The 21,066-nt window shown below is 54.2% G+C and carries 21 protein-coding genes and 1 pseudogene; 14 read left to right on the forward strand and 8 right to left on the reverse strand.

From position 1 onward, the window contains the following. A pseudogene (locus tag B3Z49_RS00265) lies at window positions 1-1,263 on the forward strand (hypothetical protein); the annotation flags it as partial. A 99-nt stretch (window positions 1,264-1,362) separates the two neighbouring features. Beyond that, the gene (locus B3Z49_RS00270; protein WP_296987218.1) at window positions 1,363-2,682 is read left to right on the forward strand and encodes an SEL1-like repeat protein; all 1,320 of its coding nucleotides are present in this window, start codon (window positions 1,363-1,365) and stop codon (window positions 2,680-2,682) included. A 140-nt stretch (window positions 2,683-2,822) separates the two neighbouring features. On the opposite strand, the gene B3Z49_RS00275 is transcribed toward B3Z49_RS00270, so the two are convergent. Further along, window positions 2,823-3,428 carry a helix-turn-helix domain-containing protein gene (locus tag B3Z49_RS00275; protein WP_296987220.1) on the reverse strand — a complete coding sequence of 202 codons (606 nt, stop codon included), beginning with the start codon at window positions 3,426-3,428 and terminating at the stop codon, window positions 2,823-2,825. Between the two features lie 324 nt (window positions 3,429-3,752). On the opposite strand from B3Z49_RS00275, the gene B3Z49_RS00280 reads away from it, so the two are divergent. The 4 genes from B3Z49_RS00280 (at window position 3,753) to B3Z49_RS00295 (ending at window position 7,258) form a co-directional block, all read left to right on the forward strand. Next, window positions 3,753-4,502, forward strand: a complete 750-nt coding sequence (locus B3Z49_RS00280; protein ID WP_296987222.1) for a substrate-binding periplasmic protein — start codon at window positions 3,753-3,755, stop codon at window positions 4,500-4,502. An 88-nt stretch (window positions 4,503-4,590) separates the two neighbouring features. Next, entirely contained in the window at window positions 4,591-5,247 is a 657-nt protein-coding gene (locus tag B3Z49_RS00285; protein ID WP_296987223.1) for an amino acid ABC transporter permease, read from the forward strand. Beyond that, window positions 5,244-5,975 carry an amino acid ABC transporter ATP-binding protein gene (locus B3Z49_RS00290; RefSeq protein ID WP_296987225.1) on the forward strand — a complete coding sequence of 244 codons (732 nt, stop codon included), beginning with the start codon at window positions 5,244-5,246 and terminating at the stop codon, window positions 5,973-5,975. Before B3Z49_RS00285 ends, B3Z49_RS00290 begins: the two co-directional genes overlap by 4 nt. Before the next feature lie 11 nt (window positions 5,976-5,986). Then, window positions 5,987-7,258, forward strand: coding sequence for an NAD(P)/FAD-dependent oxidoreductase (locus B3Z49_RS00295; RefSeq protein WP_296987227.1), 1,272 nt, complete (start codon window positions 5,987-5,989; stop codon window positions 7,256-7,258). A gap of 50 nt (window positions 7,259-7,308) precedes the next feature. On the opposite strand, the gene fliP is transcribed toward B3Z49_RS00295, so the two are convergent. The 5 genes from fliP to csrA all read right to left on the reverse strand — a co-directional run bounded on the left by fliP (window position 7,309) and on the right by csrA (window position 9,947). Next, the gene (gene fliP, locus B3Z49_RS00300) at window positions 7,309-8,133 is read right to left on the reverse strand and encodes a flagellar type III secretion system pore protein FliP (RefSeq protein ID WP_199679514.1); all 825 of its coding nucleotides are present in this window, start codon (window positions 8,131-8,133) and stop codon (window positions 7,309-7,311) included. Beyond that, window positions 8,130-8,516: a FliO/MopB family protein gene (locus B3Z49_RS00305; protein WP_296987232.1), complete on the reverse strand. Its 387-nt coding sequence runs from the start codon at window positions 8,514-8,516 to the stop codon at window positions 8,130-8,132. Before B3Z49_RS00305 ends, fliP begins: the two co-directional genes overlap by 4 nt. Window positions 8,517-8,699: 183 nt before the next feature. After that, window positions 8,700-9,035 (reverse strand): flagellar protein FliT, encoded by a 336-nt coding sequence (locus tag B3Z49_RS00310; RefSeq protein WP_008890385.1) that lies wholly within the window; start codon window positions 9,033-9,035, stop codon window positions 8,700-8,702. Continuing rightward, a complete protein-coding gene (locus B3Z49_RS00315) occupies window positions 9,032-9,448 on the reverse strand; it encodes an EscU/YscU/HrcU family type III secretion system export apparatus switch protein (RefSeq protein ID WP_008890384.1) in 417 nt (138 codons plus the stop codon). The genes B3Z49_RS00310 and B3Z49_RS00315 overlap by 4 nt, the downstream gene beginning before the upstream one ends. A gap of 232 nt (window positions 9,449-9,680) precedes the next feature. Then, complete coding sequence (gene csrA, locus B3Z49_RS00320; protein ID WP_008890383.1) at window positions 9,681-9,947, reverse strand: carbon storage regulator CsrA; 267 nt, start codon at window positions 9,945-9,947, stop codon at window positions 9,681-9,683. A 159-nt stretch (window positions 9,948-10,106) separates the two neighbouring features. Here csrA and B3Z49_RS00325 point away from each other — a divergent pair, with 159 nt between their 5' ends. From B3Z49_RS00325 to B3Z49_RS00360, 8 genes are all read left to right on the forward strand, one after another. After that, window positions 10,107-10,634 (forward strand): flagellar basal body protein, encoded by a 528-nt coding sequence (locus tag B3Z49_RS00325; RefSeq protein WP_232308331.1) that lies wholly within the window; start codon window positions 10,107-10,109, stop codon window positions 10,632-10,634. Window positions 10,635-10,657: 23 nt separating this feature from the next. Next, window positions 10,658-11,065, forward strand: a complete 408-nt coding sequence (flgC, locus tag B3Z49_RS00330; protein ID WP_008890381.1) for a flagellar basal body rod protein FlgC — start codon at window positions 10,658-10,660, stop codon at window positions 11,063-11,065. A gap of 45 nt (window positions 11,066-11,110) precedes the next feature. Further along, window positions 11,111-11,437 (forward strand): flagellar hook-basal body complex protein FliE, encoded by a 327-nt coding sequence (gene fliE / locus B3Z49_RS00335; protein ID WP_008890380.1) that lies wholly within the window; start codon window positions 11,111-11,113, stop codon window positions 11,435-11,437. A gap of 185 nt (window positions 11,438-11,622) precedes the next feature. Further along, window positions 11,623-11,892 (forward strand): flagellar biosynthesis protein FliQ, encoded by a 270-nt coding sequence (fliQ, locus tag B3Z49_RS00340; protein WP_063087530.1) that lies wholly within the window; start codon window positions 11,623-11,625, stop codon window positions 11,890-11,892. A 27-nt stretch (window positions 11,893-11,919) separates the two neighbouring features. Next, window positions 11,920-12,708 (forward strand): flagellar biosynthetic protein FliR, encoded by a 789-nt coding sequence (fliR, locus tag B3Z49_RS00345; RefSeq protein ID WP_296987247.1) that lies wholly within the window; start codon window positions 11,920-11,922, stop codon window positions 12,706-12,708. Between the two features lie 51 nt (window positions 12,709-12,759). Beyond that, on the forward strand, window positions 12,760-13,830 hold the full coding sequence (gene flhB / locus B3Z49_RS00350; RefSeq protein ID WP_296987249.1) for a flagellar biosynthesis protein FlhB: 1,071 nt from the start codon (window positions 12,760-12,762) through the stop codon (window positions 13,828-13,830). Window positions 13,831-14,045: 215 nt separating this feature from the next. Continuing rightward, entirely contained in the window at window positions 14,046-16,049 is a 2,004-nt protein-coding gene (locus B3Z49_RS00355; protein ID WP_296987251.1) for a methyl-accepting chemotaxis protein, read from the forward strand. A gap of 225 nt (window positions 16,050-16,274) precedes the next feature. Next, the gene (locus tag B3Z49_RS00360; RefSeq protein WP_296987254.1) at window positions 16,275-18,881 is read left to right on the forward strand and encodes a hybrid sensor histidine kinase/response regulator; all 2,607 of its coding nucleotides are present in this window, start codon (window positions 16,275-16,277) and stop codon (window positions 18,879-18,881) included. Window positions 18,882-18,917: 36 nt separating this feature from the next. Here the strand turns inward: B3Z49_RS00360 and B3Z49_RS00365 are convergent, their stop codons facing one another. Continuing rightward, window positions 18,918-19,955: a sodium:calcium antiporter gene (locus tag B3Z49_RS00365; RefSeq protein ID WP_064782341.1), complete on the reverse strand. Its 1,038-nt coding sequence runs from the start codon at window positions 19,953-19,955 to the stop codon at window positions 18,918-18,920. Window positions 19,956-20,040: 85 nt separating this feature from the next. Then, window positions 20,041-20,940 carry a DMT family transporter gene (locus B3Z49_RS00370; protein WP_296987262.1) on the reverse strand — a complete coding sequence of 300 codons (900 nt, stop codon included), beginning with the start codon at window positions 20,938-20,940 and terminating at the stop codon, window positions 20,041-20,043. Window positions 20,941-21,066 lie beyond the last annotated feature (126 nt).

Raw genomic sequence — 21,066 nt, forward strand, 5'->3', positions numbered from 1 at the left:
ACCGAACAGGCCTTGATCGTTGGCAACCCCGAAGCGGGCATGGATATGATCGAAAAGATGCTGGTGACCCCGGGTCTTTCCGAAAGCAAGATCATGGATATCCAGTACCTCAAGGGTATTTTCGAAGAAGAAGCCGGCGAGCTTGAACAGGCCGTCGCGACCTGGGATCAGGTGGCAGAGGGTGAAAACCGCAAGGCGCGTGCGCACGCGATCTTTGATCGCACCGAACTTCTGATGCGGCTTGAACGCCTGACAGTCGAAGATGCGATCGAACAGCTTCAGAAACTGCGTTTTGCATGGCGCGGTGACGCGTTCGAGATGGCGTTGCTCAAACGGATCGGCGAACTGCAGATCGAGAACAAGGATTTCCGTGAAGGGCTTAATACCCTGCGTCAGGTCGCGATCTTCTTCCCGAATATGCCGGTGGCGACCGAGGCGACCGACATGATGCACAAGACTTTCGAAAACCTGTATCTCGGCGAGGAAATCAATAATATCTCGGCGATCAAGGCGGTTGCGCTTTATGACGAGTTCCGCGAACTGACCCCGGCGGGTGACAAGGGCGACGAACTTATTCGCCGTCTTGCCGACCGCATGGTTGATGTCGAACTGTTTGAACGCGCCGAGGAACTCCTTGAACATCAGGTCGACTTCCGTCTGACCGGGGTGGAAAAGGCCCGGGTCGGGGCGCGACTGGCCTTGGTTTATCTTCTTGATAGCAAGCCCGAGGAAACCATCCGCATTATCGACGAGACCGAAGTGCCTGGCGTTTCCGACGAACTTGCCACCCAGCGTCGACACCTTCGGGCGCGTGCCCTGCTTGATACGGATCGCGGGGTCGAGGCAATTGCATCGCTTGAAGGCGACTATTCGCGCAATGCCGAATTGCTGCGGATCGATCATTATCGCAATACCCGCGATTACATGTCCGCCGCCGAGACGTTCCAGCGTCTGGTCGGTGAAGAACCGTTCGATGAAAACGGTATCTCGGACGAGCGTGGCCGCTACATGCTCAATTGGGCGGTTAATCTGGCGATGGCCGGGCAGGAACGCACCCTTAACATGCTCAAGCGGCGCTATGGCGAAGTCATGGCCCAAAGCCCCTATGCAGAGGCCTTCAGCCTGATCACATCTTCACCGACCCAAGGGTTGATCGATTACCGGACGCTTGCCGATCGTGTCGACGAAGTAGAAGAGTTCCAAGGTTTCCTTGCAACCTATCGAGACCAGTTGGAAAAGTCGCAGCTTAGTGCTATAAATTAACGTTCAATAACTATATGGTGGCGCCTTTTTCGCCCAAAGTGGGTGTAAGCGCTATGATTCTGTTGGATTTTTTTGAGCGGTGAAGAGTGTAGTGCTGTGATGGATCGTGCACTTAAAATGGTCTATTACGATGAGGCGAATGTCGAAAAAGACATTTTCGCCCAGCTTTCGCTTGCCCAAAAGCATTATCTGGGCGACGGCATGCCGCGTGATGAGTCCGCGACCCGCCGCATCCTTGACCAAATTCACAGACAGAGCCGTGCTTTTGCGGCTGTTTGCTATGGCTATATGCGTAGCAAGGGACTCGGCGTTGCCGAGGATCTTGGCGAAGGCCAGCAATGGTACCGAGAAGCAGCCTACTGGTTTAACGAAGAAGCTGCCGCTGGTGGTCCGGTATCGGCAAACAACCTTGGTTATCTCTATGCCAAGGGGCTTGGCGTTCAGGAAAATGCCGAAACGGCGGCGCACTGGTTTGAAGAAGCGATCGAGTACGGCTCTGTCGCAGCACTTTACAACCTTGGTGTTTGCTATCTGAACGGTTGGGGCGTGCCGCAGGACGACGAAAAGGCTGTCTCCTATTTCGAACGGGCAAGCGAACTGAATGACCCGTCTGCTGCCAGCGTTCTGGCATACCTTTATCTTGAAGGCCGCGGGGTTCGTCGCGATCCGTCGAAATCGTTCGAGTTTAACATGCGTGCGGCACGCGCCGGCAGTGTCGAGGCCGCATCGGCCCTAGGCTATGCACTTGGTGTCGGGCTTGGCGCGGAACGCAATATCGCCGAAAGCATCAGCTGGTTCGAACTCGCCGCGAGCGAGGGCGATGCCTACGCCCAGGCCAACCTTGCGATGTATTTTTGCCATTCATCGGATCTGAAGCTGTTTGACCGTGGCTGGAAGATGTTGAGCCATGCGGTTAATCAGGGGGATGCATCTGCGAAATATCAGATGACCCAAATCCAGATTTTCGGTGTGCCGCACCGCGAACCCGATTACGCCAATGCGCTGGACCTTGCCATGGATCTCGCCGAGCTTGGCCATCCGGGCGGCTATCACCTGATCGGTGTGATGTACGAACATGGCCTTGGTGTGCCGGTTGATATGGTGCGTGCAGCGACCTGGTATGAACGCGCTGCCCGCAAGGGGTCGGCAAATGGTCAGGCAGCACTTGGACGCCTTTATGCGATTGGCAGTGGCGTCGAACAGGACAATATTCTGGCCTATTACTGGCTGAAAATGTCGGCACCGACTGAAGGCAGCCAGGCGCAGCGCGAAATGGGGGCAATCCACGCCCGCATGAGCGAGGACGAACGCAAGGTTGCCGAAAAATACGTGGCGGAAAATCCCGGCCCGCGTCGCGGCAGCTTTGGCCTTAAGCCGCTTGAACAGGATGTTTTCAAATCCGGCCGCCGCCAAGGCTAAGACCGGATATCCGCTGGGCGCCAAAGCCCAAGTCTAGGGAAGACCAAAAGCCGTCCTGCGCTGCAGGCGGCTTTTTTAGTTTGTGCATTTTATTGCGAAGATGTGCCTTTCCTGTCGAAACGTGGCCGGTTGGGGGCGGTTTACCAGACCGGTGGCGAGGTCACCCACAGAACCCGGCATTTTTGGTCAGACGGATTGCGGAATTTGTGAGCAAGGACGCTCTCGAAATGAAATGAGTCTCCCTCCGACAGGGTGTGGAACGTACCGTCGACAAAAAGCTCCATCTGTCCTTCAAGGATCACGCCGCATTCTTCACCTTCGTGTTCATAGGGTGTTTCGCCGGAACCACCGCCGGGCTCTAGGAAAATTTCCATGACCTGAAGGGTGCCATCATCATGCGCTGTCAAGAACTCCTTGATCATCCCTCGAGAGCCGAAATTGATGTGCCGCCGACTTTGTTTGCGGACAATGCGCCGGGTTTCGCGGGCATTGTAGTCCATATCGTCGGTGAAAAGTTCATGTACGGGCAACTTTATCACGCCGCAAATGGCACGAAGTACCCGGATGGAAGGGGAAGAAATTCCGCGTTCGATTTGGCTGAGGAGTCCGACCGACAGATTTGTTTGCTCGGCCACTTGTTGCAGGGAAAGTTTGTTTTTTTGGCGGAACGAACGAATGGTCAGGCCAAGAGCGGCATCGGCTTTTTGTTCGATCTCTTCATCAGGATGCAGATGTAGTCCGGACATTGTTTTTCAACTGCTGATTTTGTGAATGTGTCTACGTGCTGCAGATAAAAGCGCAGCTAAGGTGTTGCAATAACTTCTCTAAGAGCAGGTTTGTCGTATCAAGTAACCTGTTTCACAGTATTGATAAAAAACATGCATCCGGCAAACATAAAAATGAAAAGAATGAATCGATAATATCGTTATCGTGAAAATTTCTCCAAAATAATCATTGATAGGGGGGTTATTTTCAATATGATGAAAATTCCAGGTTGGCTTATATTAGAAGTATCCGGGCGAGTTTGCGTAAAATGCATCCGCGAGATACTGGGAGATGGGAGAATTTTCATGATGATGAAGAAGTGCTTTGCCGCTGTCGTGATGACGGCTGTTCTTGGGCTGTCGCAGGCCGCGATTGCGCAGGATACGCTGGCTGTCGGTGTGACGACCAGCGGTATTCCATTTACGTTTATTGATACGAAAACGCAGGAATCAACAGGGGCAATGGTCGATCTTGCCAAGGCCATTTCCGACATTGTCGGCGCAGAGCCGGAATTTAATGTTGTCGCGTTTTCAGCACTGATTCCGGCATTGACCACGGGAAAAATCGATCTGATTTCGGCAGGCATGTTCGCGACAGACAAGCGCAAGGAAATCGTCGATTTCACCCAGCCGGTATATCAATACGGTGATGGCATGTTTGTTGCTGCCGATGACTCCAACAATTACAGCCTTGATGATCTGGCCGGAGAGACCGTCGGTGCCCAGGTCGGCAGTGTTTTTGCGGACAAGTTGCGCGCGCTCGGAACTTTGGGTGAGGTTAAGCTTTATGACTCAATTGCCGACATCATGCGTGATGTGAAGCTTGGCCGTATCAAGGCCGGTGTCGGCGATTTGCCGGTCATTGCCTATCAGATCAAAGAAAAGCCGCAACTTGGTGTGCGCCTTGTCGAAGACTACAAGCCGATGGGCATGAGCGATGTCGCGCTTGCGGTTGATAAGGGCAATCCGGAACTGCTTGCGAAAGTAAACGCAGCAATTACCGAGCTCAAAGACAGTGGTAAACTCGACGAAATATTTGCCAAATACGGTCTATGATCCGCCGGGGTTCATAAACGTGATTGCCAGGCAAAAGGGTTACCCTTTTGCCTGGTTTTGATTGATTTCATCAAAGGTAGTTTTCAACGTGTCCAATTTTATTTCCAACTCAATCGAATATTTGCCGATTTTGCTTGAGGGAATGTGGCTGACCGTTGCGGTAACCTTATTGTCCCTTATTCTTGCCAGTGCGCTTGGCCTTCTATGGGCATTGCTACGCACGTCAGGAAATCCTGTTTTAGCCGGTCCTGCGCGGGTTTTTGTCGAGTTTATCCGCGGCATTCCAATCCTGATTGTGCTGTTTTATATCTATTTCGTTTTCCCGGAAATCGGCCTGGATCTCACGGCATTTCAGGCAGGCGTAATGGGGCTAGCACTGACATATTCGTGCTATATCGGTGAAACATTCCGTGCCGGTATTGAGGCGATTGACCGTGGGCAGATCGAAGCCGCCAAATCCATTGGCATGAAGCGGCCGTTGATGATGCGCCGCGTGATCTTGCCTCAGGCATTCAAGATCGTTCTGCCGCCCTATACGAACAATATTGTCATGTTGCTTAAGGACTCGTCGCAGGTGTCGGTAATTTCGGTGGCTGAATTGACGATGCAGGGCAAGATGCTTGCATCCTCAACCTTTGACAACATGACCATCTTTACCCTCGTTGCCCTGTTGTATCTGTGCCTGACGTTGCCGTTGAACTTTGTAATGCGACGTGTCGAAATCATGATGGGGGCCTCGAAATGATCAACTTTGAATCCGTCCACAAATCCTATGGTGATTTCGAAGTTCTTAAGGGCATTGATACGCAGATCGACAAAGGCCAGGTTGTTTGTCTCATTGGTCCGTCCGGGTCAGGAAAATCGACCATGCTGCGCTGTGTGAATGGTCTTGAGGTCTATCAGAAGGGCAAGATCACGATCGATGGCGACACCGTCGATGCCACGGGTGCCAACATTGATGAAATCCGCACCCGTGTTGGGATGGTGTTTCAACGCTTCAATCTGTTTCCGCACCGGTCCGCGCTTGAAAATGTGATGGAAGGGCCGGTTCACGTTCTTGGCGAAAATCGCGCAGAAGTCCGTGATCGTGCGCAAGACCTTCTTCGCCGTGTCGGTTTGGATGCCAAGATGAACGCCTATCCCGGTTCGTTATCAGGCGGCCAGCAACAGCGTGTTGCAATTGCCCGCGCATTGGCAATGCGCCCCGAAGCCATCCTGTTTGATGAACCGACATCGGCCTTGGACCCGGAAATGGTGGGCGAGGTTTTGCAAGTCATGCGGTCTCTGGCCCAAGAGCATATGACGATGCTGGTTGTCACGCACGAAATTCAGTTTGCCCGTGAAGTTGCCGATCAGGTCCTGTTTCTTGATGGTGGTCAAATCGTCGAGCAGGGCGATGCCGAAGCCGTGCTGCGCAATCCACAGCACGAACGTACGCAAGACTTCCTGCGCCGTGTTACGCATCTTGAATAGCCGGAGGTGTTATGGAAGAAACTCTGCATTCTATCTGGGAAGCCACTGCGGATAACCCGCCAGATGCACAGCTCCCCGAAGGCGATTATACTGCCAATGTTTTGGTGGTCGGGGCTGGGTTTACCGGCCTGTCCTGTGCCTTGCAGCTTGCCAAACGCGGGGCCTCGGTGATTGTGGTTGATGCAGTTCGACCCGGTTTCGGCGCATCGGGCCGCAACGGCGGGCAGGTGATTCCCGGCCTTAAATATGATCCTGATATTCTTGATCAGATGTATGGCGAAGCGACAACCGAGTTCGTCGGAAATACCGCCAAAACCACGTTCGATTTGATCGAAGAACACAACATTTCCTGCGCGGCTCAGCGAACCGGCTGGATACAGGCATCGGTTAAAAACTCCCATATACCGACCCTCCAAAGCCGGATGCGCCAGTGGGAGCGCCGTGGCGCTGCGGTCAGGATGCTAGATACCGCATCCGCACAGGCATTGTCGGGGAGCAAGCGTTTGGTCGGGGGGTGGCTTGACGAGCGGGCCGGTCAGCTTCATCCGCTGAATTATGTGCGCGGTCTGGCAAGGGCGGCAATTGATGCGGGCTGTATCCTGCTTGCGCCCGCCACAGTCAAAAGCACCAAGCGCGTTGACGGGAAATGGCACGCCAGTATCAAGGAAGTGTCAAGTACGGTGGTCAAATGCGACCACATCGTCGTCGCAACCAATGGATATTCTGGCGATTTATTTCCTAAGTTGCGCCGAACCGTTGTCCCGGCAAACAGCTTTCAGGTGGCAACCAAGCCGCTAAGCGATGAGCAACTTGCAGTGGTTCTGCCGAAACGGATGCCGGTATCTGACAGTCGTCGTATCGGTAATTACTTTCGGATTGGGCCGGGCGGCCGCCTGATGATCGGGGGGCGTGGTACATTTCGTGATCCGACGTCGGCAAATGATTTTAGGGATCTGATTTCGCAGCTCCATGCATTCTATCCGTGGACGACGTCCATGCCGTTGGAATTCTTCTGGCATGGCAAGGTGGCAATGACGATGGATCATTTGCCCCACATTCATCAGCCGACCAAAAATGTCATCATGGCGGTGGGCTATAACGGTCGTGGTGTCGCACTCGCGACATCCATGGGCAAGGCGATCGCCAATCATTTGTTGGCGCCGACCAATCCGCTGCCGTTGCGGTTTACCGATATCAAGCCGATGCCGTTCCATGACATGCATCGTACCTATGCGACGATGGCAATCTGGTATTATCGCCTGCGCGATTATCTCGAAAGCTGAGATAAGCTGTTTTTCTGTTGTCTGGGATGCGACGTTTTTGGCCCGTCGGCCTATCCGCCGAAGCTTTCCACGAGTGATCCGGCAATCAGGTACCAGCCATCCACCATCACAAAGAAGATCAGTTTGAACGGCAGGGAAATGATTACCGGCGGCAGCATCATCATACCCATCGACATCAGGATACTCGCGACCACCATGTCGATGATCAGAAACGGGATAAACAGCAAAAAGCCGATTTCGAACGCACGGCGCAATTCACTGATCATGAAGGCCGGGATCAGCGAGCGAAGCGGGATGTCATCAGGAGATGTGATTTCCTCGATCCCCGCCAGATTGACGAACAACTGAAGATCACGTTCGCGGACCTGGGTCATCATGAAATCATGAACCGGTTTGACGGACCGTTCGAACCCTTCGAATTCATCAATGTTGCCATTGATCATCGGCTCCAGACCCTCGTCCCAGACGCGTTCCAAGGTCGGCATCATGATAAACAGGGTCAGGAACATCGCCAGACTGATCAGAACCTGGTTCGGTGGCGATTGCTGAATGCCAAGGGCGGTACGAAGCAGGCTGAGAACCACGATAATACGGGTAAAGGACGTCACCATCATCAGGATGGCCGGCGCGATGGACAGAACCGTGATCAGGCCGATCAACTGGATCAGACGTCCCGACGATGTCACCCCGGGGCCGTCGCCAAGATCAAAGTTGAATGATTGCGCATGAACGGTGTCGCCGCCTGCCATGATGGCGATCAGCGGGATCAGCGACCAGATTGCGCAAAGCGTTAACCAGCGCGGCGCGCGCCAACCAGTTTTGGCCGGTTTCACATCCTGGGTGCGTGCTGATGGTGATGGGATGTCACGGTTCATGCAGGCGCATTCCTGTCAGTCTGATCGGTGTCTTTTGGGCTGTCGGCCATGATCGAGCTATCCGAAGATGCGGGGATTTCATCGGCAAGGCTCTGATTGCCAAGGATTTCGCTGAATTGTGTGCCGATATTACGTTCGATCACGGTGTCGCCATTCGGGCCAAGCATGACAAGATGTTCGGTATCGTCGCGCTTGAGGAGAACCAGACGGCGTTTGGTATCGACCGGGACGACTTCAACAACGGACAGGCGTCTTTTCACACCACGGCGGTTGATGTTGCGCGCACCGGGTACAAACCGTCGTGCCAGAAGGGCAAACACGCCAATAATCCCCAGCACAAAAAGCAGGGCGGCCACAAACCGGAAATAGGCGCTTAGTTCCATCAGGCAGTTTTCCCCGTCGACAACCTGTGACGCTCAGTTGGCAGGTTGATCTTGAAACGATCACCTGTCTTCGTGTTTCTGTTTACCGTGCCGTGCAAGGTCAGGCAAGGCAGCATCCACATGCATTGCCCCAACGGTCAGTTTCAAGGGCCGGTTTTAAATCAGCACCTTAGTGGGCGGGGCCTATTTCGTGCGGGCGGCCTGCGCATAGGCATTTGTTGCCTGTGCGGTGTTGCTGATGCCGCGCAGCTGGCGCTGGATGTCGCTATATTCCTGCTGCATGCGCGTTTCGAACTCTGCCAGTTCCTCGCTCAGTGCAGCAAGCAACGGGGCAACATCCTGACGCTGGTCCGGGGCCATGGTGCGGGCTTTCTCGCACAGATCGGCAATGCGGCTTTCAAGCGCTGCCAATTCGACCACCTTGCCGTCTTCAAGGTATCGCTGTCCGGTGCGGATCAATGACAGGACGCGCTTCAGGTCGTTTTTGAACTGATCGGGCTTGTACTGTTCTGGGCTCATGATGGGCCTTCCCCGTTTACGTCATTATTTGGTGTGGCCATGATCTGATCTTCGGGATCGGACTGGCTGCGCGACGGACCGCCATAGATGCGATTGATCCGGTATATATAGTTCAAAATCTCGGCGACGGCTGCAAAGGCTTCAAGCGGGATTTCGCTTTCAACATCGACAGCCATCAGAATTTCGGTCAGGTCACTGTCCTTGCGGACCTTGATGCCGTTGGCAAAGGCGACTTGCAATATCTGTTCCGCAACGCTGCCTTCGCCCTTGGCACTTAATGTCGGGGCATTATCCTTCCCATGCCGATACCGCAGCGCGACCGCCTTTTGGTCATGCGCACCCGGTGCGGCAAGATTTTCCGTCCTGCTTGCCGGGGTATCGGTAATGTCATAGGTGGGCTTTTTCCCGCTCATTCGGTTCTTCAACTCAGGACGGTTTGCCGTGCCAGTTTGCGGCGATCAACCTCGATAGCGTCGACCATAGACCCAAGATGGTCAACAAATCGTTGTCGCCGACAACTGCGATGTGTCGTCGGGCAAACGACTGTCAGATGACACAGTCGATAATCAGCGGGCTGAGATGTTTTGGATGCGGGATGTCAGTGGGGTGGGTATTTAAGCGATAAGCGGGGCGGAGGCATAGTGCCTAATCGTCGCTGGAATCGCTCTTTTTCTCGGACGCGGTCTTGTCGGACGATCCAACGGTGCCGAGGTGGCGAATAAGATCTTCGCTGACCGCTGCCGAACGGTTTTCTTCCTGAATGCGATCATAAAGTTCGCGACGCAGAACCTGCACATCTTCGGGGAAGGTGAAGCCGAGCTTTACGGTCTTGCCGCGCACCTCAACGACAGTGACTTCAATATTGTCATCAATGACAACGGAGTCGCCAACTTTTCGTGTGAGATAGAGCATGCAATGTCCCGGTTTCGATAGATAGATGACAAATATAATTCGTCAGATGCGCTCAATATGCCCGGTTTCATACTCGGGGTCTAGTACCCGCAGTGATTAGAACGAAATGCGGGCAAATTCAACGCTGTTTTTATGTTTGGCACGCTACGTGCATTTGTGTTGGCAGGATTTATCGGGGCGGCAAAAACGGCCCTTCGAACGATCCGGGTCCGATCAGGGCGTGATGTTAACTTCGGCTTTACCCGCGCACTCAATACTGCAAGACGCGCAGACAAGGAGCAGGAAATGGATATCGGCAAACTTGGCATGTTCGCCAACCTCAAAGAGAAGATGGACTGGCTGACACAGCGTCAGGAAGTCATCGCGCAGAATATTGCCAACTCCGATACGCCGAACTACCGCGCCAACGATCTTAAGGAATTCGACCCGAAGAATATCGGCCGCGACCGTCAGTTCATCCTTGCGATGCAGGCGACCACGCCGGGCCATAGTCAGGGTCTTAACAAACCGCAGAACTTCAAGGACGAGGAAGTGCGCAAGAACTATGAAGTCGCACCGGGCAAAAACGCCGTGATCCTTGAAGAACAGATGGTCAAGATGAACGAAAACCAGGTCGATTATCAGACCATGACCCGTCTGTATGCCAAACAGAAATCAATGTTCATTTCGGCCCTTGGCCGCATTTAACCTGTCGTTAGAGAGTAAGAACCATGGAACTTTACAAGGCTTTTAAAATCTCGGCTGCCGGTATGCGCGCACAGGGTACCCGTCTTCGTGTCGCGGCAGAAAACGTTGCCAACGCAGACAGCCTTGCAACGGCACCCGGGCAGGAGCCCTATCGCCGTAAGCTTCTGACGTTCAAAAACGTCATGGATCGCGAAGTCGGCGTCGAGATGGTCAAGGTCAATAAGGTGATGCCGGATCGATCTGATTTTGGTATGAAGTACGAACCAAGCCATCCGGCCGCAAACGATCAGGGTTATGTTCAGACCCCGAACGTTGAAACGCTGGTCGAAATGATGGATATGCGCGAAGCACAGCGTTCATACGAGGCCAACCTCAATGTGATCCAGTCATCGCGCAGTATGTTGCTCAAGACCCTTGATATCCTGCAATAGGCAGTCGATATAACGGGACAAGAACACGCTTAAGGATTGATACCCATGGTCGCAAGCTTCAACGATGCTATTTCTGCCTACCGCAATGCGGCCGCTGGCAAGACCAACACCGTTACGGAAACCGTAACCGGTTCGGGCCAGTCCGTGAATCCGGGGGAAAGTTTTGCCGACATGGTCAAGGGGGCGGCATATGATGCCCGCGACACCATGAAAGTCAGCGAACAGATGACCCAAAAGGCCATTACCGGTGATGCCGAACTGCACGAAGTGGTGACTGCGGTATCCGCCGCCGAAGTTACCCTGCGTACCGTTGTCTCGGTTCGTGACAAGGCCGTTGAAGCCTATCAGAGCATTCTAAACATGCCGGTTTGATCGGCATTTTCAGACGCCCTTGATAAAACCGCGCGATCATTCGTGCGGTTTTTGTGTTTTTGGGGAAATCCGCAAGGAAGCGTTTGATAAGTCAGGAAATCATGGCAAAACCCGTGATAAATCCTGTATGAAGGATAAAGGCCCGAAGTGGCCCGCATGACAAGACGGCGAAACAGGAAGACCCGATGGATCAAGCTGAAATCATGGACGTGGCCTATGACGCGGTGTGGACACTGCTGAAAGTCACCACGCCGTTGATGCTGATTGCCTTGGGGGTTGGCCTGATCATCGCCCTGTTTCAGGCCCTGACGCAAATTCAGGAAATGACACTGACCTTCGTGCCCAAAATTCTGGTGATCTTCATCGCCCTTCTGGTTTTGCTGCCGTGGATGATGACCGAGATGGTTGAATTTATGGGCCGAATGGTTGACCACTTTATCGGGCTACCGAATTAGCGTTAAACACTCCGCCCGCCAGCGTGAATGAGTAAGGCAGTCGAAGACGACATGGATCTTCAAGAACTTCTTACGCTGAATGTTTACGTCGTCCTGATGACTTTCGCCAGGGTGGGGGCCGCCTTTGCCTTTATGCCGGGAATTGGATCGCGTGCCGTTCCAGCGCGTGCGCGCCTGTTGTTTGCCTTTTGGGTGGCGGTGGTCATTTCACCTTTGGCAGGGCCGCTTTTCCCGCCACAGCCCGCTGATGCGCCGTCGCTTCTGGTTGGCATCGGATATGAAGTCACGGTGGGATTGTTCTTTGCGCTGTTTGCTCAGGTCATGATGGCTGGCTTGCAAACCGCAGGCTCGATTATTGCCTATCTGTCTTCGATGGCGAACGCCTTTACCGCCGATCCGCTTTCAGGGGCGCAAAGTGCGGTGACGGGGAATTTCCTGTTGCAGGTCGGGCTGGTTCTTTTGTTCGCGACCGGGATGGATCACTTGATGATCCAGGCTGTGTTTGAAAGCTACACCCTGTTTCCGCCGGGCGGTATCTTGCCAGTTGGCGATATGAGCGAGTTTTTCGCCAACGCGCTAAATGACAGCTTCATTATCGCTACCCAGATGTCGGCACCATTTCTGGTGGTGGCGATTTGTTTGCAGATTGCGTTGGGTCTGCTTAACAAGTTGATGCCACAGTTGCCGGTGTTCTTTGTCGCGATGCCGGTCCAGATCGCGATCGCACTGCTTTTGTTGACCTTGGCCCTGCCATCCATGATGATGGTTTATCTTGCATATTTCGAGAACGGGCTTGAGGCGTTCCTTAGTCCGTAAGGCGATGTCGGGCCGTACAAAGCTCCGCATTGCCAAGCATGGGTTTCGCCAATGGCAGAAGAAGACGACAGCCAAAAGACAGAAGACCCCACAAGTAAAAAGCTTGAGGACGCGCGAAAGAAAGGTCAGGTACCGGTTTCCAAGGAAGTCGGCAACTTTATGATACTGTTCGGCGGTGGTCTTGTCATGCTCATGCTTGGGCCAACAATGGCCGAAGGTGTGCGCGATTTGTCTCTTGCCTTCATCGAACACCCGCATCGTTTTGACGTCACGCAGGCAGGCGTGCCGGGCCTTTTTGAAGACATCATCCTTGGCATGTTGTGGGTTCTGGGTATTCCGTTCGTCCTTTTGGTGTTCTTTGCCGCCGCTGGCCACTTCGTGCAGAACGGTATCGTGGTCGCGCTTGAACGTATAGAGCCCAAACCCGAAAAGCTCAATCCTATCAAGGGCCTTAAGAATCTCTTTTCCATGAAAAGCATGGTCGAGTTTGTCAAAAACGTCAGCAAGATCATCCTTGTTGGCGTTGTGCTTGGCCTCGTGATTGTGCCTGAACTGATGGATGTTGAGCTGTATCCACAGCAGTCGCTCGGTCTGACGCTTGAACGTCTTTATGACATGATCATTATTCTGCTGATCGCGACGGTCTCTTTGACCGCCGTGATTGCCGGGCTCGACTTCGCCTATCAGAAGTACGAGTTCAACGAGAAGATGAAAATGTCCAAGCAGGAGATCAAGGACGAATTCAAGCAGACGGAAGGTAGCCCGGAGATCAAGGCGAAGGTCCGTCAGATCAGGATGGAGCGCGCCCAGCAGCGCATGATGTCAAACGTGCCCAAGGCCGACGTCGTCATCACCAACCCGACGCACTTTGCCGTGGCCCTGCAATATGACATCGATACAATGGGCGCCCCGATGTGCATCGCCAAGGGCCAGGACAATGTCGCCCTCAAGATCCGCGAAGTCGCCGAGGAACACGACATCACCATCATGGAAAACCCGCCAGTGGCGCGTGCCTTGTTTGCGACCGTTGAGATTGATCAGGAAATTCCGCCTGAACATTACAAAGCCGTCGCCGAGATCATCTCGTTCGTTTTCCGTCAACGTGGCAAGAAGCTTGGATAGTAAGCTTCTTAGGTCCGTCTGATCTATAAAAATTACTTTCTGTCTGTAATACTATAGTACGTTTTGCTTGCAATGATTTGCGGCGATCGGTGATTGCCGCATAGGTGGTAGAAGCAAATTAGTGGTTCCCATTGCGTGTTTTTGATACTATACGGGCGGTTATGTACGCCTAGTCCATTGCAAAAATATGTGCCTTTTCTAACGGGAATGTCTTTATGAAATTGAGGATTGCCGGGCAGATAGCCCTGTCGAACGCGATTATCGTCGTTATGCTGATCGCGGTGGCTTTTGGTATAGGTATCGTGAATGGCGAGAGCCGTCGTGCGACTCATGAAGCTGCCGAAATTGGTGTGGTTGTCAGTTTGGATGTACCGAGCTTGATTAAGGCGATTGAGGGCGCGCGCTTTAATGTTGTTCAGGTTCAGCAATGGTTGACCGATATTTCTGCGACCCGTGGGCTTGATGGCCTCAATGACGGCTTTGACGAGGCCGAAATCGCTGCACAGGCATTGGCAGAAAACTTGGCAAAAGCAAAAGCTCTGGCTGAAAAGCTGGGGCAGGATGAGTTGCTAGCATCCCTTGAAAAGGTCGAGGCCGCTTTTCCGGCTTATTATGCCGCTGGCAAGGAAATGGCGCAGGGCTATATCAACGGTGGTCCTGAAGTTGGCAACAAGATGATGGGCAACTTTGATGATGCTGCGGCAAACCTTGCTGCGGCGCTTGAAGTTGCTGTCGAGTACACCGATACCTATAGTATCTCAATCGAACAAGCCCTGGTCGACAAGCTTCATGGCCTTGAACGCAATGTTGAGTTTGTTTTCGTTCTTACAACGGCAGTGACCATTGCATCAATCATTGTTTGTGCATTGATTGCATGGGTCATGCATCGCCGCATTTCAGCACCGGTCGCCGAGAGCGTGACCACGCTGGCGCAACTGGCTGATGGCAAATATGACGTCAAACTCACTGAAACCAAGCGTAGTGACGAAGTCGGCGATCTGGTTCGGGTTATGCATGTGTTCCGCGAAACCGGTTTGAACAACCTGAAAATGCGCGAACAGCAAGAAGCTGATCGCTTGGAATCCGAAAAGCAGCGCCGCCAGTCTCTGATGGAAATGGCCGAGCGGGTTGAAAATGAAACCCGCCGCGTAGTTGAAATCATTTCGGGACAAACCGGCGAACTGGCAGAGGCGGCCCATCGCATGTCTAGCTCCGCCGACCTTGTTCAGGGCAATTCCCAGACCGTTGCTGCGGCCTCTGAGCAGGCACTGGCGACGGTAGAAGCGGTTGCCGGTGCCGGTGAAGAACTGAACTCTTCGCTGGGCGAAATCAATGGTCAGATTTCACGTGCCAACCGAGTCAGTGAAGACGCTGTTGAGGCCAGCCGTACGACAGAAGCAACTGTCTCGCAGCTGGCAGACAGCGTGCGTGGTATTGGCGAGGTAGTGGAGTTGATCTCCGGCATTGCCGAGCAGACCAACCTTCTTGCCTTGAATGCCACCATCGAGGCCGCCCGTGCCGGTGATGCAGGCAAGGGCTTCGCGGTGGTTGCGCAGGAAGTCAAGAATCTGGCAACGCAGACCAGCCGTTCGACCGATGAAATTACCCGTCAAATTGCGGAAATTCAGGCGGTGACGGATTCCGCCGTTACCGCAGTGGCAACCATCGCCGAGAAAATTCACGAAATGGATGAAGTTTCGACCGCGATTGCGGCTGCCGTTGAAGAACAGAGTGCTGCAACATCTGAAATCGCACGTAATGTAAACGAAACCGCTGATGCATCCCGTGAAGTTTCGAGTCGGATCAATGAGGTGTCCGAAGAAGCATCGGGCACGGGGCGACTTGCCGCCGAGGTTGGTGCTCTTTCCGAGAAGGTCGCACATGCTGTGCGAGATCTTCGTAATGTGCTCGTCGAAGTTGTCCGGACTTCGACCTCGGATGTTGATCGTCGCTCTTCGACCCGTCATCGCGCCTCGAAGGATGTGACTATCAGCTTTGGCGGTAAGGTATCGAAGGCGCGGCTTGAAAACATCTCCGAACGTGGGGCGAAGCTCTCATGCAATGAGAGAATTGCTTCGGGCACCAAGGTCGAAATTGAACTTCCTGGTTTGAACAAACCTGTAATGGCCATCGTACGCAATGTAAGCGACGAGGGAGTTAGCGTTGAATTCGACGGCATCAAACTCGATGAAGCGCAGGTTAAGCGTCTGAGCCGCTAGGTATTGGTCACAGCAAAATCGTGAACTGAAACCGCGGAATTGTAATCTTCGAAAGGCAGGGCCATTCTTGGTTCCTGCCTTTTGCATATTTTGCGGGCGTTGCGTTCGGTTTGGGGTGATTGCCGGGCTGTGAGATGGACGACAAACTTGTCGGTAGCCAGTTGGGCGATAAGCGGCTAAAAGTATAGACTATTTTGTTAAGTTATTGTCGTTAAAGGCGGTCGCGTGCTGTTTCGGGGACTTATCCTTGCTGTAAGTGTCGCATTTGTCGCGTTTGTCTTCGTCCTGATGGACGTGTTGGCAAAGGCGGGTCTTGATGCGCGCCTGATGTGGATTATCGGGGCGATGGTCACCGGTGTCGCCGTTGTGGCGGTTGCGTCGCTGTCCCTGTCGGCAAAGCTGCGCAATGGCGGGCATGATGGCCTTGGGCCGCTGATTTCCGGTTTTGCGAAATCCGACATCGGCGTTGCGTTGATTGATGCCTATGGCAAGACGCTTTATGCCAACCCGGCCTTTTCATCCAAGCTCGGCATTGATGCAGGGTCGGATATGTTGTCCGCGCTTGAGGCACGTCTGTCCTTCCTCGGGATTGGCAGTGACGAACTTGCAGAGCTTCGTACGCGCGCCATGCGCGGCGAAGGCGGGCAGATGTTTGTCGATCTTTCGCGCTCCGAAAAACTTCAATCAGACAACGCTGCCTCGGATAACGATGGCGGCGAAAATGCCGATGATGGCGAACAGCATTACGGCAAGCCTGATAAGTCCAAATCGCCTGACGGTGCGTGTCTGCGCATTTCGGTGACTGCGGCGAATGCGCGTGCCGGCCAGATGCTGTGGACTGTTGACGGTGTGGATAGTGTCGTTCTCGCCGATAGCGATGCGTCCTTGCTCCTGCCGTCCTCAGACCTCCAGAAGAGCTTTGCCCTGTCTGCGCCTCAGGCCAGCGAAATGGCGGCCAACCTGCCGGTTGCAGCGGCGCAAAGCGGCTTTGAGCATGCCGATCAGATGATCGAACGTTTGCCGGTCGGGGTGTGTGGCCTTGATGAAGAAGGCCGCATTCTGTACCTCAACCGCCGTCTGGCAAGCTGGCTTGGCGGGGAACCCGAAGACTTTAACAATGGTTCCGTCGAACTTGCCGATCTGATCGTTGGCGACGGGGTCAATGGCGAGGTTAAATTCAAGGTTACCGGTGGCGAACCCATTCGCTGTTTCGTGACCCATTCGATCAATGCGCCGGGCACGGGGCCTGTGCGCAGTCAGGCTGTAATCTTCCCGGATCCGATGCCCGCCCATGAATGGGAACACGCGCTGGCTGAAACCGAACGCCGGGTGCGCTGGTTCTTTGATGAAAGTCCGCTTTCGATTGTTCTGGCTGATATGTCGGGCACGGTTACCGATGCCAACCGGTCCTTCATTGTCACGGCTGGACAGAACCATGACAAGGTTGTCGGGCGCTCCATCCTTGAGTTGATCCTGCCCGAAGACCGCGATGAAGTGGCGCGCTATTTGTCGAAGGCCGTGATGGGCATGGGTAAGGGCGGACAGATCGAAGCCCGCCTTGCCGGTTCACGTGGTGTTGCAGCGCAGATTTATCTGCAACGTGTCGCAGGCCGTTCGGGTGAAGCTGGTGCATTGCTTTTGAATTTCTTGGACACGACCGAACAGAAGAACCTTGAGGAACAATTTGCCCAATCCCAGAAAATGCAGGCTGTTGGTCAGCTTGCCGGTGGGGTGGCGCATGACTTCAACAACCTTCTGACCGCGATGATCGGGTTCTGCGATCTGTTGCTGTCGCGTCACGGGCCGGGCGATCCGAGCTTTGCCGATATCATGCAGATCAAACAGAATGCCAACCGTGCTGCCAATCTTGTCCGGCAGCTTTTGGCGTTCTCGCGCCGTCAGACTTTGCAGCCGAAAATCATCAATATCACCGATGCCCTGGCCGAGATGTCCAATCTTCTGCGCCGTCTGATTGGCGAGAAGATCGACCTTAAAGTCAGTCACGGTCGCGATATTGGCTTGGTCAAGGTCGATCCGGGCCAGCTTGATCAGGTGATCATCAACCTTGTTGTCAATGCGCGTGATGCCATGGCGGGCGAGGGTGGGACACTTACGGTTCAGACTAGCACCGAAATCATCGACGAACCGACCGCAACCGGGACCGAGGTTATTCCGCCTGGCGACTATGTCGGCATCAAGGTCACCGATACCGGGATCGGTATTCCCAAGGAAAACCTCACACGCATCTTCGAGCCCTTCTTCTCGACCAAGGAGCGCGGCGAGGGCACCGGTCTTGGTCTTTCGACGGTTTATGGCATCGTCAAACAGACCGGCGGCTTCATTGCGGTCAACAGCGAGGAAGGCAAGGGCACAACCTTTACCATCTATCTGCCGCGTTACGAGGCCTCCGAAGAAGAGCTTGCTGAAACGCAGGCGGTGATCGAGGAAACCCCGTCACGCGATCTGACCGGGACGGGTGCGATCCTTCTGGTCGAGGACGAAGACGCGGTGAGGACATTCGGTGCCCGGGCGCTGCGCAGCAAGGGCTATGACGTGCTTGAAGCCAATAATGGCGACAACGCGCTTGAGGTGCTAAACAACACCGACAAGGTCATAGATCTGGTGATTTCGGACGTTGTTATGCCCGGCATTGATGGCCCGACCCTGATCCGCATGCTGCGAGAGAAAAAGCCGGAACTGAAGGTCATCTTCATCTCTGGCTATGCCGAGGATACCTATCGCGATGAGCTGGACGAAGAAAACGGTGTGCACTTCCTGCCCAAGCCGTTTTCGCTCAAAGATCTTGCGACCAAGGTCAAGGAAGTGCTTTGAGGCGTTTACGCCACAGGCCAGCCCGCCAGATAGAATCTAGCCCGCCAGATAGAATATTGATCCACCATAAAGTGCCAGCATCGCAAAGCTTTCCCAGCCGATATTGCCAATGCCACGGCGTTCGCGGTTCAGCATGCCTAACAGCAATACTCCGCTCATCAGGATGACCAGCGCAATGGTGAAAATGTGCTGATCGGTAAAGGCGGCGTAGATCGACCCTTCGCGATAGGCAAAGTCGGATGCGGCCAAAAACAGCACATCAAATGCATTGCCGCCGATGATGTCGCCAACTGCCAGATTGACCGCCCCCATGCGCACCGCGGCAATGGCCGAAACAAACTCCGGGAAGGACGTTGAAATCGCGGTCAGGAAGGTGCCAACGGCGGTTTCACTGATCCCGGTCACTGCAACGATTGCAAGGCCAGCCTGCCCGATGACGTGGCCGGCAATGGCGGTCAAAAGCGCGAAGGCCAGAAATTCAACCCAAAGCCGAACGGAGCTTTCCGGGTGGGTGTCGGCTTCGTCATGTTTGGCGTCTTCTTCGGTCAGGTCGGTTTTCTTGGGATGCCACATCGGTTCATCGCGGATCTCAGACAGCAGGTTCAGACCAAACGCATAAATGATAAACAAAAGGATCGATGCCGGGTGAATATGAAAAATCATCCATTCCGGCCCGGCATAGGCCAGAAGCGGCACGGACAGCATGCTTAAAAGAAGGGTGGTTTGCGCAAGACCGGTTGCGCTGGCCGCGGCATGTTCGAGATTGCCCTTGCGATAAACCAGATCGGCAATTGCCAGAAAGGTTGTCTGGGCCGCAATCCCGCCAAGGGCGTTGCCAATTGCAAGATCGGTATGACCCTGCCATGCGGTGGTGACCGACAGGACACTGCCCGGCAGGCTGGTCGACATGCCGACAAACAGCGCGCCTGCGATGATTTGCCCCATGCCGGTACGCTCGGCCAGTTTGACGGCAATCCCTGCAAGTCGGGTCCCGGCAAAACCGATAATCAATGTGCAGACCGCAAAGGTCATCACAATTATGCCGAGCGACTGCTGGCCAAGGTCAAAGGGCATGCGCTGCTTTCCGTGATCAGAGAGGACTATCTAGTCTAACTTCTCACAGGCCTGCTTGTTCCTTGGCGGATGTGGTGCGCGTGGCTTACGGGATTTCAGGGACGCTCGAGCGCGGACGCATCCACGCAGGCACAAGGTTCAGCACCAACGCGCAGCCCACCATGATTGTGATCCCGCCAATGAACTGCATGGCAGAAAGTTTTTCACCCAGAACGGTCGCCCCGATAAAGACGGCAATCACGGTGACCAGAAATTCAACACTGATTGCCCGCGTCGGCCCGATGGAGGCGACCAGTCGGAAATAGGCGATATAGGTGCACACACTCATCAAAACTGCGGCAATGATCAGATACAGGTAATCCATGGCAACCGGTATGCGTTCCAGCGGCACGGCAAAGATCAGTGGCAAGGTCATCAATCCACCAAACAGAAACGCCCCGATGGTGGTTTCCCAGTTGCCACTGTTGCGCAGATGGCGGCTGGCATAGTTGCTGCCAAAGGCCGCACACAGGGCGGCAAGGATTGATGCGACACAGCCAAGGGCAAATTCGAACGTGACCGGGACGGCGGGGAACCCGACCAGCAACACAATGCCACTGATGCCAAGCACCAAGCCGGCAAAGCCTTGTCTTGTGGTGCGTTCAAGGCCCCAGAGTTGGCTGATGATCATGGAAAACAATGGAATGGCTGCGACGAAAATGGCGGCCATCGCAGTCCCGATCCGCGGTGCGGCATAGGAAAGGCCGATAAGTTGCCCGGCAACCGTGGTGGCGCCGACAATGGCAAAGGGACGCCAACCTGCAGAAAAATCAAGTTTGCGGCGAAACAACCGGGCAAGAAGGTAAAGCGATCCGGCCGCAATCAGGGCGCGGAAGGTGACTGCACCGACCCAGCCAAAGGCCTCGACAATTTTAACAACAACGAGGAATGAAAGTCCCCACACGATCGCAAGGAACAGGTAGCGGGCGATATCCCCTGGTTTCATCGAGGGTGTCCGGAATATGGGGCGTCGTGCATCCATTCGGGATGCAGGGCGGCACGGTTGAAAACTTTGGTGGCTTGGTGGCGCTGCTTTCCCGGTTTCCGGGCCAGCCGCGCGCAGATGGTGCGC

Source organism: Thalassospira sp. UBA1131, assembly GCF_002311515.1.
Lineage (GTDB): Bacteria > Pseudomonadota > Alphaproteobacteria > Rhodospirillales > Thalassospiraceae > Thalassospira.

Coding starts and splice junctions, on each gene's coding strand:
- B3Z49_RS00270 (WP_296987218.1), top strand. CDS start 1,363: ATGGATCGTGCACTTAAAATGGTCTATTACGATGAGGCGAATGTCGAA.
- B3Z49_RS00275 (WP_296987220.1), bottom strand. CDS start 3,428: ATGTCCGGACTACATCTGCATCCTGATGAAGAGATCGAACAAAAAGCC.
- B3Z49_RS00280 (WP_296987222.1), top strand. CDS start 3,753: ATGATGATGAAGAAGTGCTTTGCCGCTGTCGTGATGACGGCTGTTCTT.
- B3Z49_RS00290 (WP_296987225.1), top strand. CDS start 5,244: ATGATCAACTTTGAATCCGTCCACAAATCCTATGGTGATTTCGAAGTT.
- B3Z49_RS00295 (WP_296987227.1), top strand. CDS start 5,987: ATGGAAGAAACTCTGCATTCTATCTGGGAAGCCACTGCGGATAACCCG.
- fliP (WP_199679514.1), bottom strand. CDS start 8,133: ATGAACCGTGACATCCCATCACCATCAGCACGCACCCAGGATGTGAAA.
- B3Z49_RS00305 (WP_296987232.1), bottom strand. CDS start 8,516: ATGGAACTAAGCGCCTATTTCCGGTTTGTGGCCGCCCTGCTTTTTGTG.
- B3Z49_RS00310 (WP_008890385.1), bottom strand. CDS start 9,035: ATGAGCCCAGAACAGTACAAGCCCGATCAGTTCAAAAACGACCTGAAG.
- B3Z49_RS00315 (WP_008890384.1), bottom strand. CDS start 9,448: ATGAGCGGGAAAAAGCCCACCTATGACATTACCGATACCCCGGCAAGC.
- csrA (WP_008890383.1), bottom strand. CDS start 9,947: ATGCTCTATCTCACACGAAAAGTTGGCGACTCCGTTGTCATTGATGAC.
- flgC (WP_008890381.1), top strand. CDS start 10,658: ATGGAACTTTACAAGGCTTTTAAAATCTCGGCTGCCGGTATGCGCGCA.
- fliE (WP_008890380.1), top strand. CDS start 11,111: ATGGTCGCAAGCTTCAACGATGCTATTTCTGCCTACCGCAATGCGGCC.
- fliQ (WP_063087530.1), top strand. CDS start 11,623: ATGGATCAAGCTGAAATCATGGACGTGGCCTATGACGCGGTGTGGACA.
- fliR (WP_296987247.1), top strand. CDS start 11,920: ATGAGTAAGGCAGTCGAAGACGACATGGATCTTCAAGAACTTCTTACG.
- flhB (WP_296987249.1), top strand. CDS start 12,760: ATGGCAGAAGAAGACGACAGCCAAAAGACAGAAGACCCCACAAGTAAA.
- B3Z49_RS00355 (WP_296987251.1), top strand. CDS start 14,046: ATGAAATTGAGGATTGCCGGGCAGATAGCCCTGTCGAACGCGATTATC.
- B3Z49_RS00365 (WP_064782341.1), bottom strand. CDS start 19,955: ATGCCCTTTGACCTTGGCCAGCAGTCGCTCGGCATAATTGTGATGACC.
- B3Z49_RS00370 (WP_296987262.1), bottom strand. CDS start 20,940: ATGAAACCAGGGGATATCGCCCGCTACCTGTTCCTTGCGATCGTGTGG.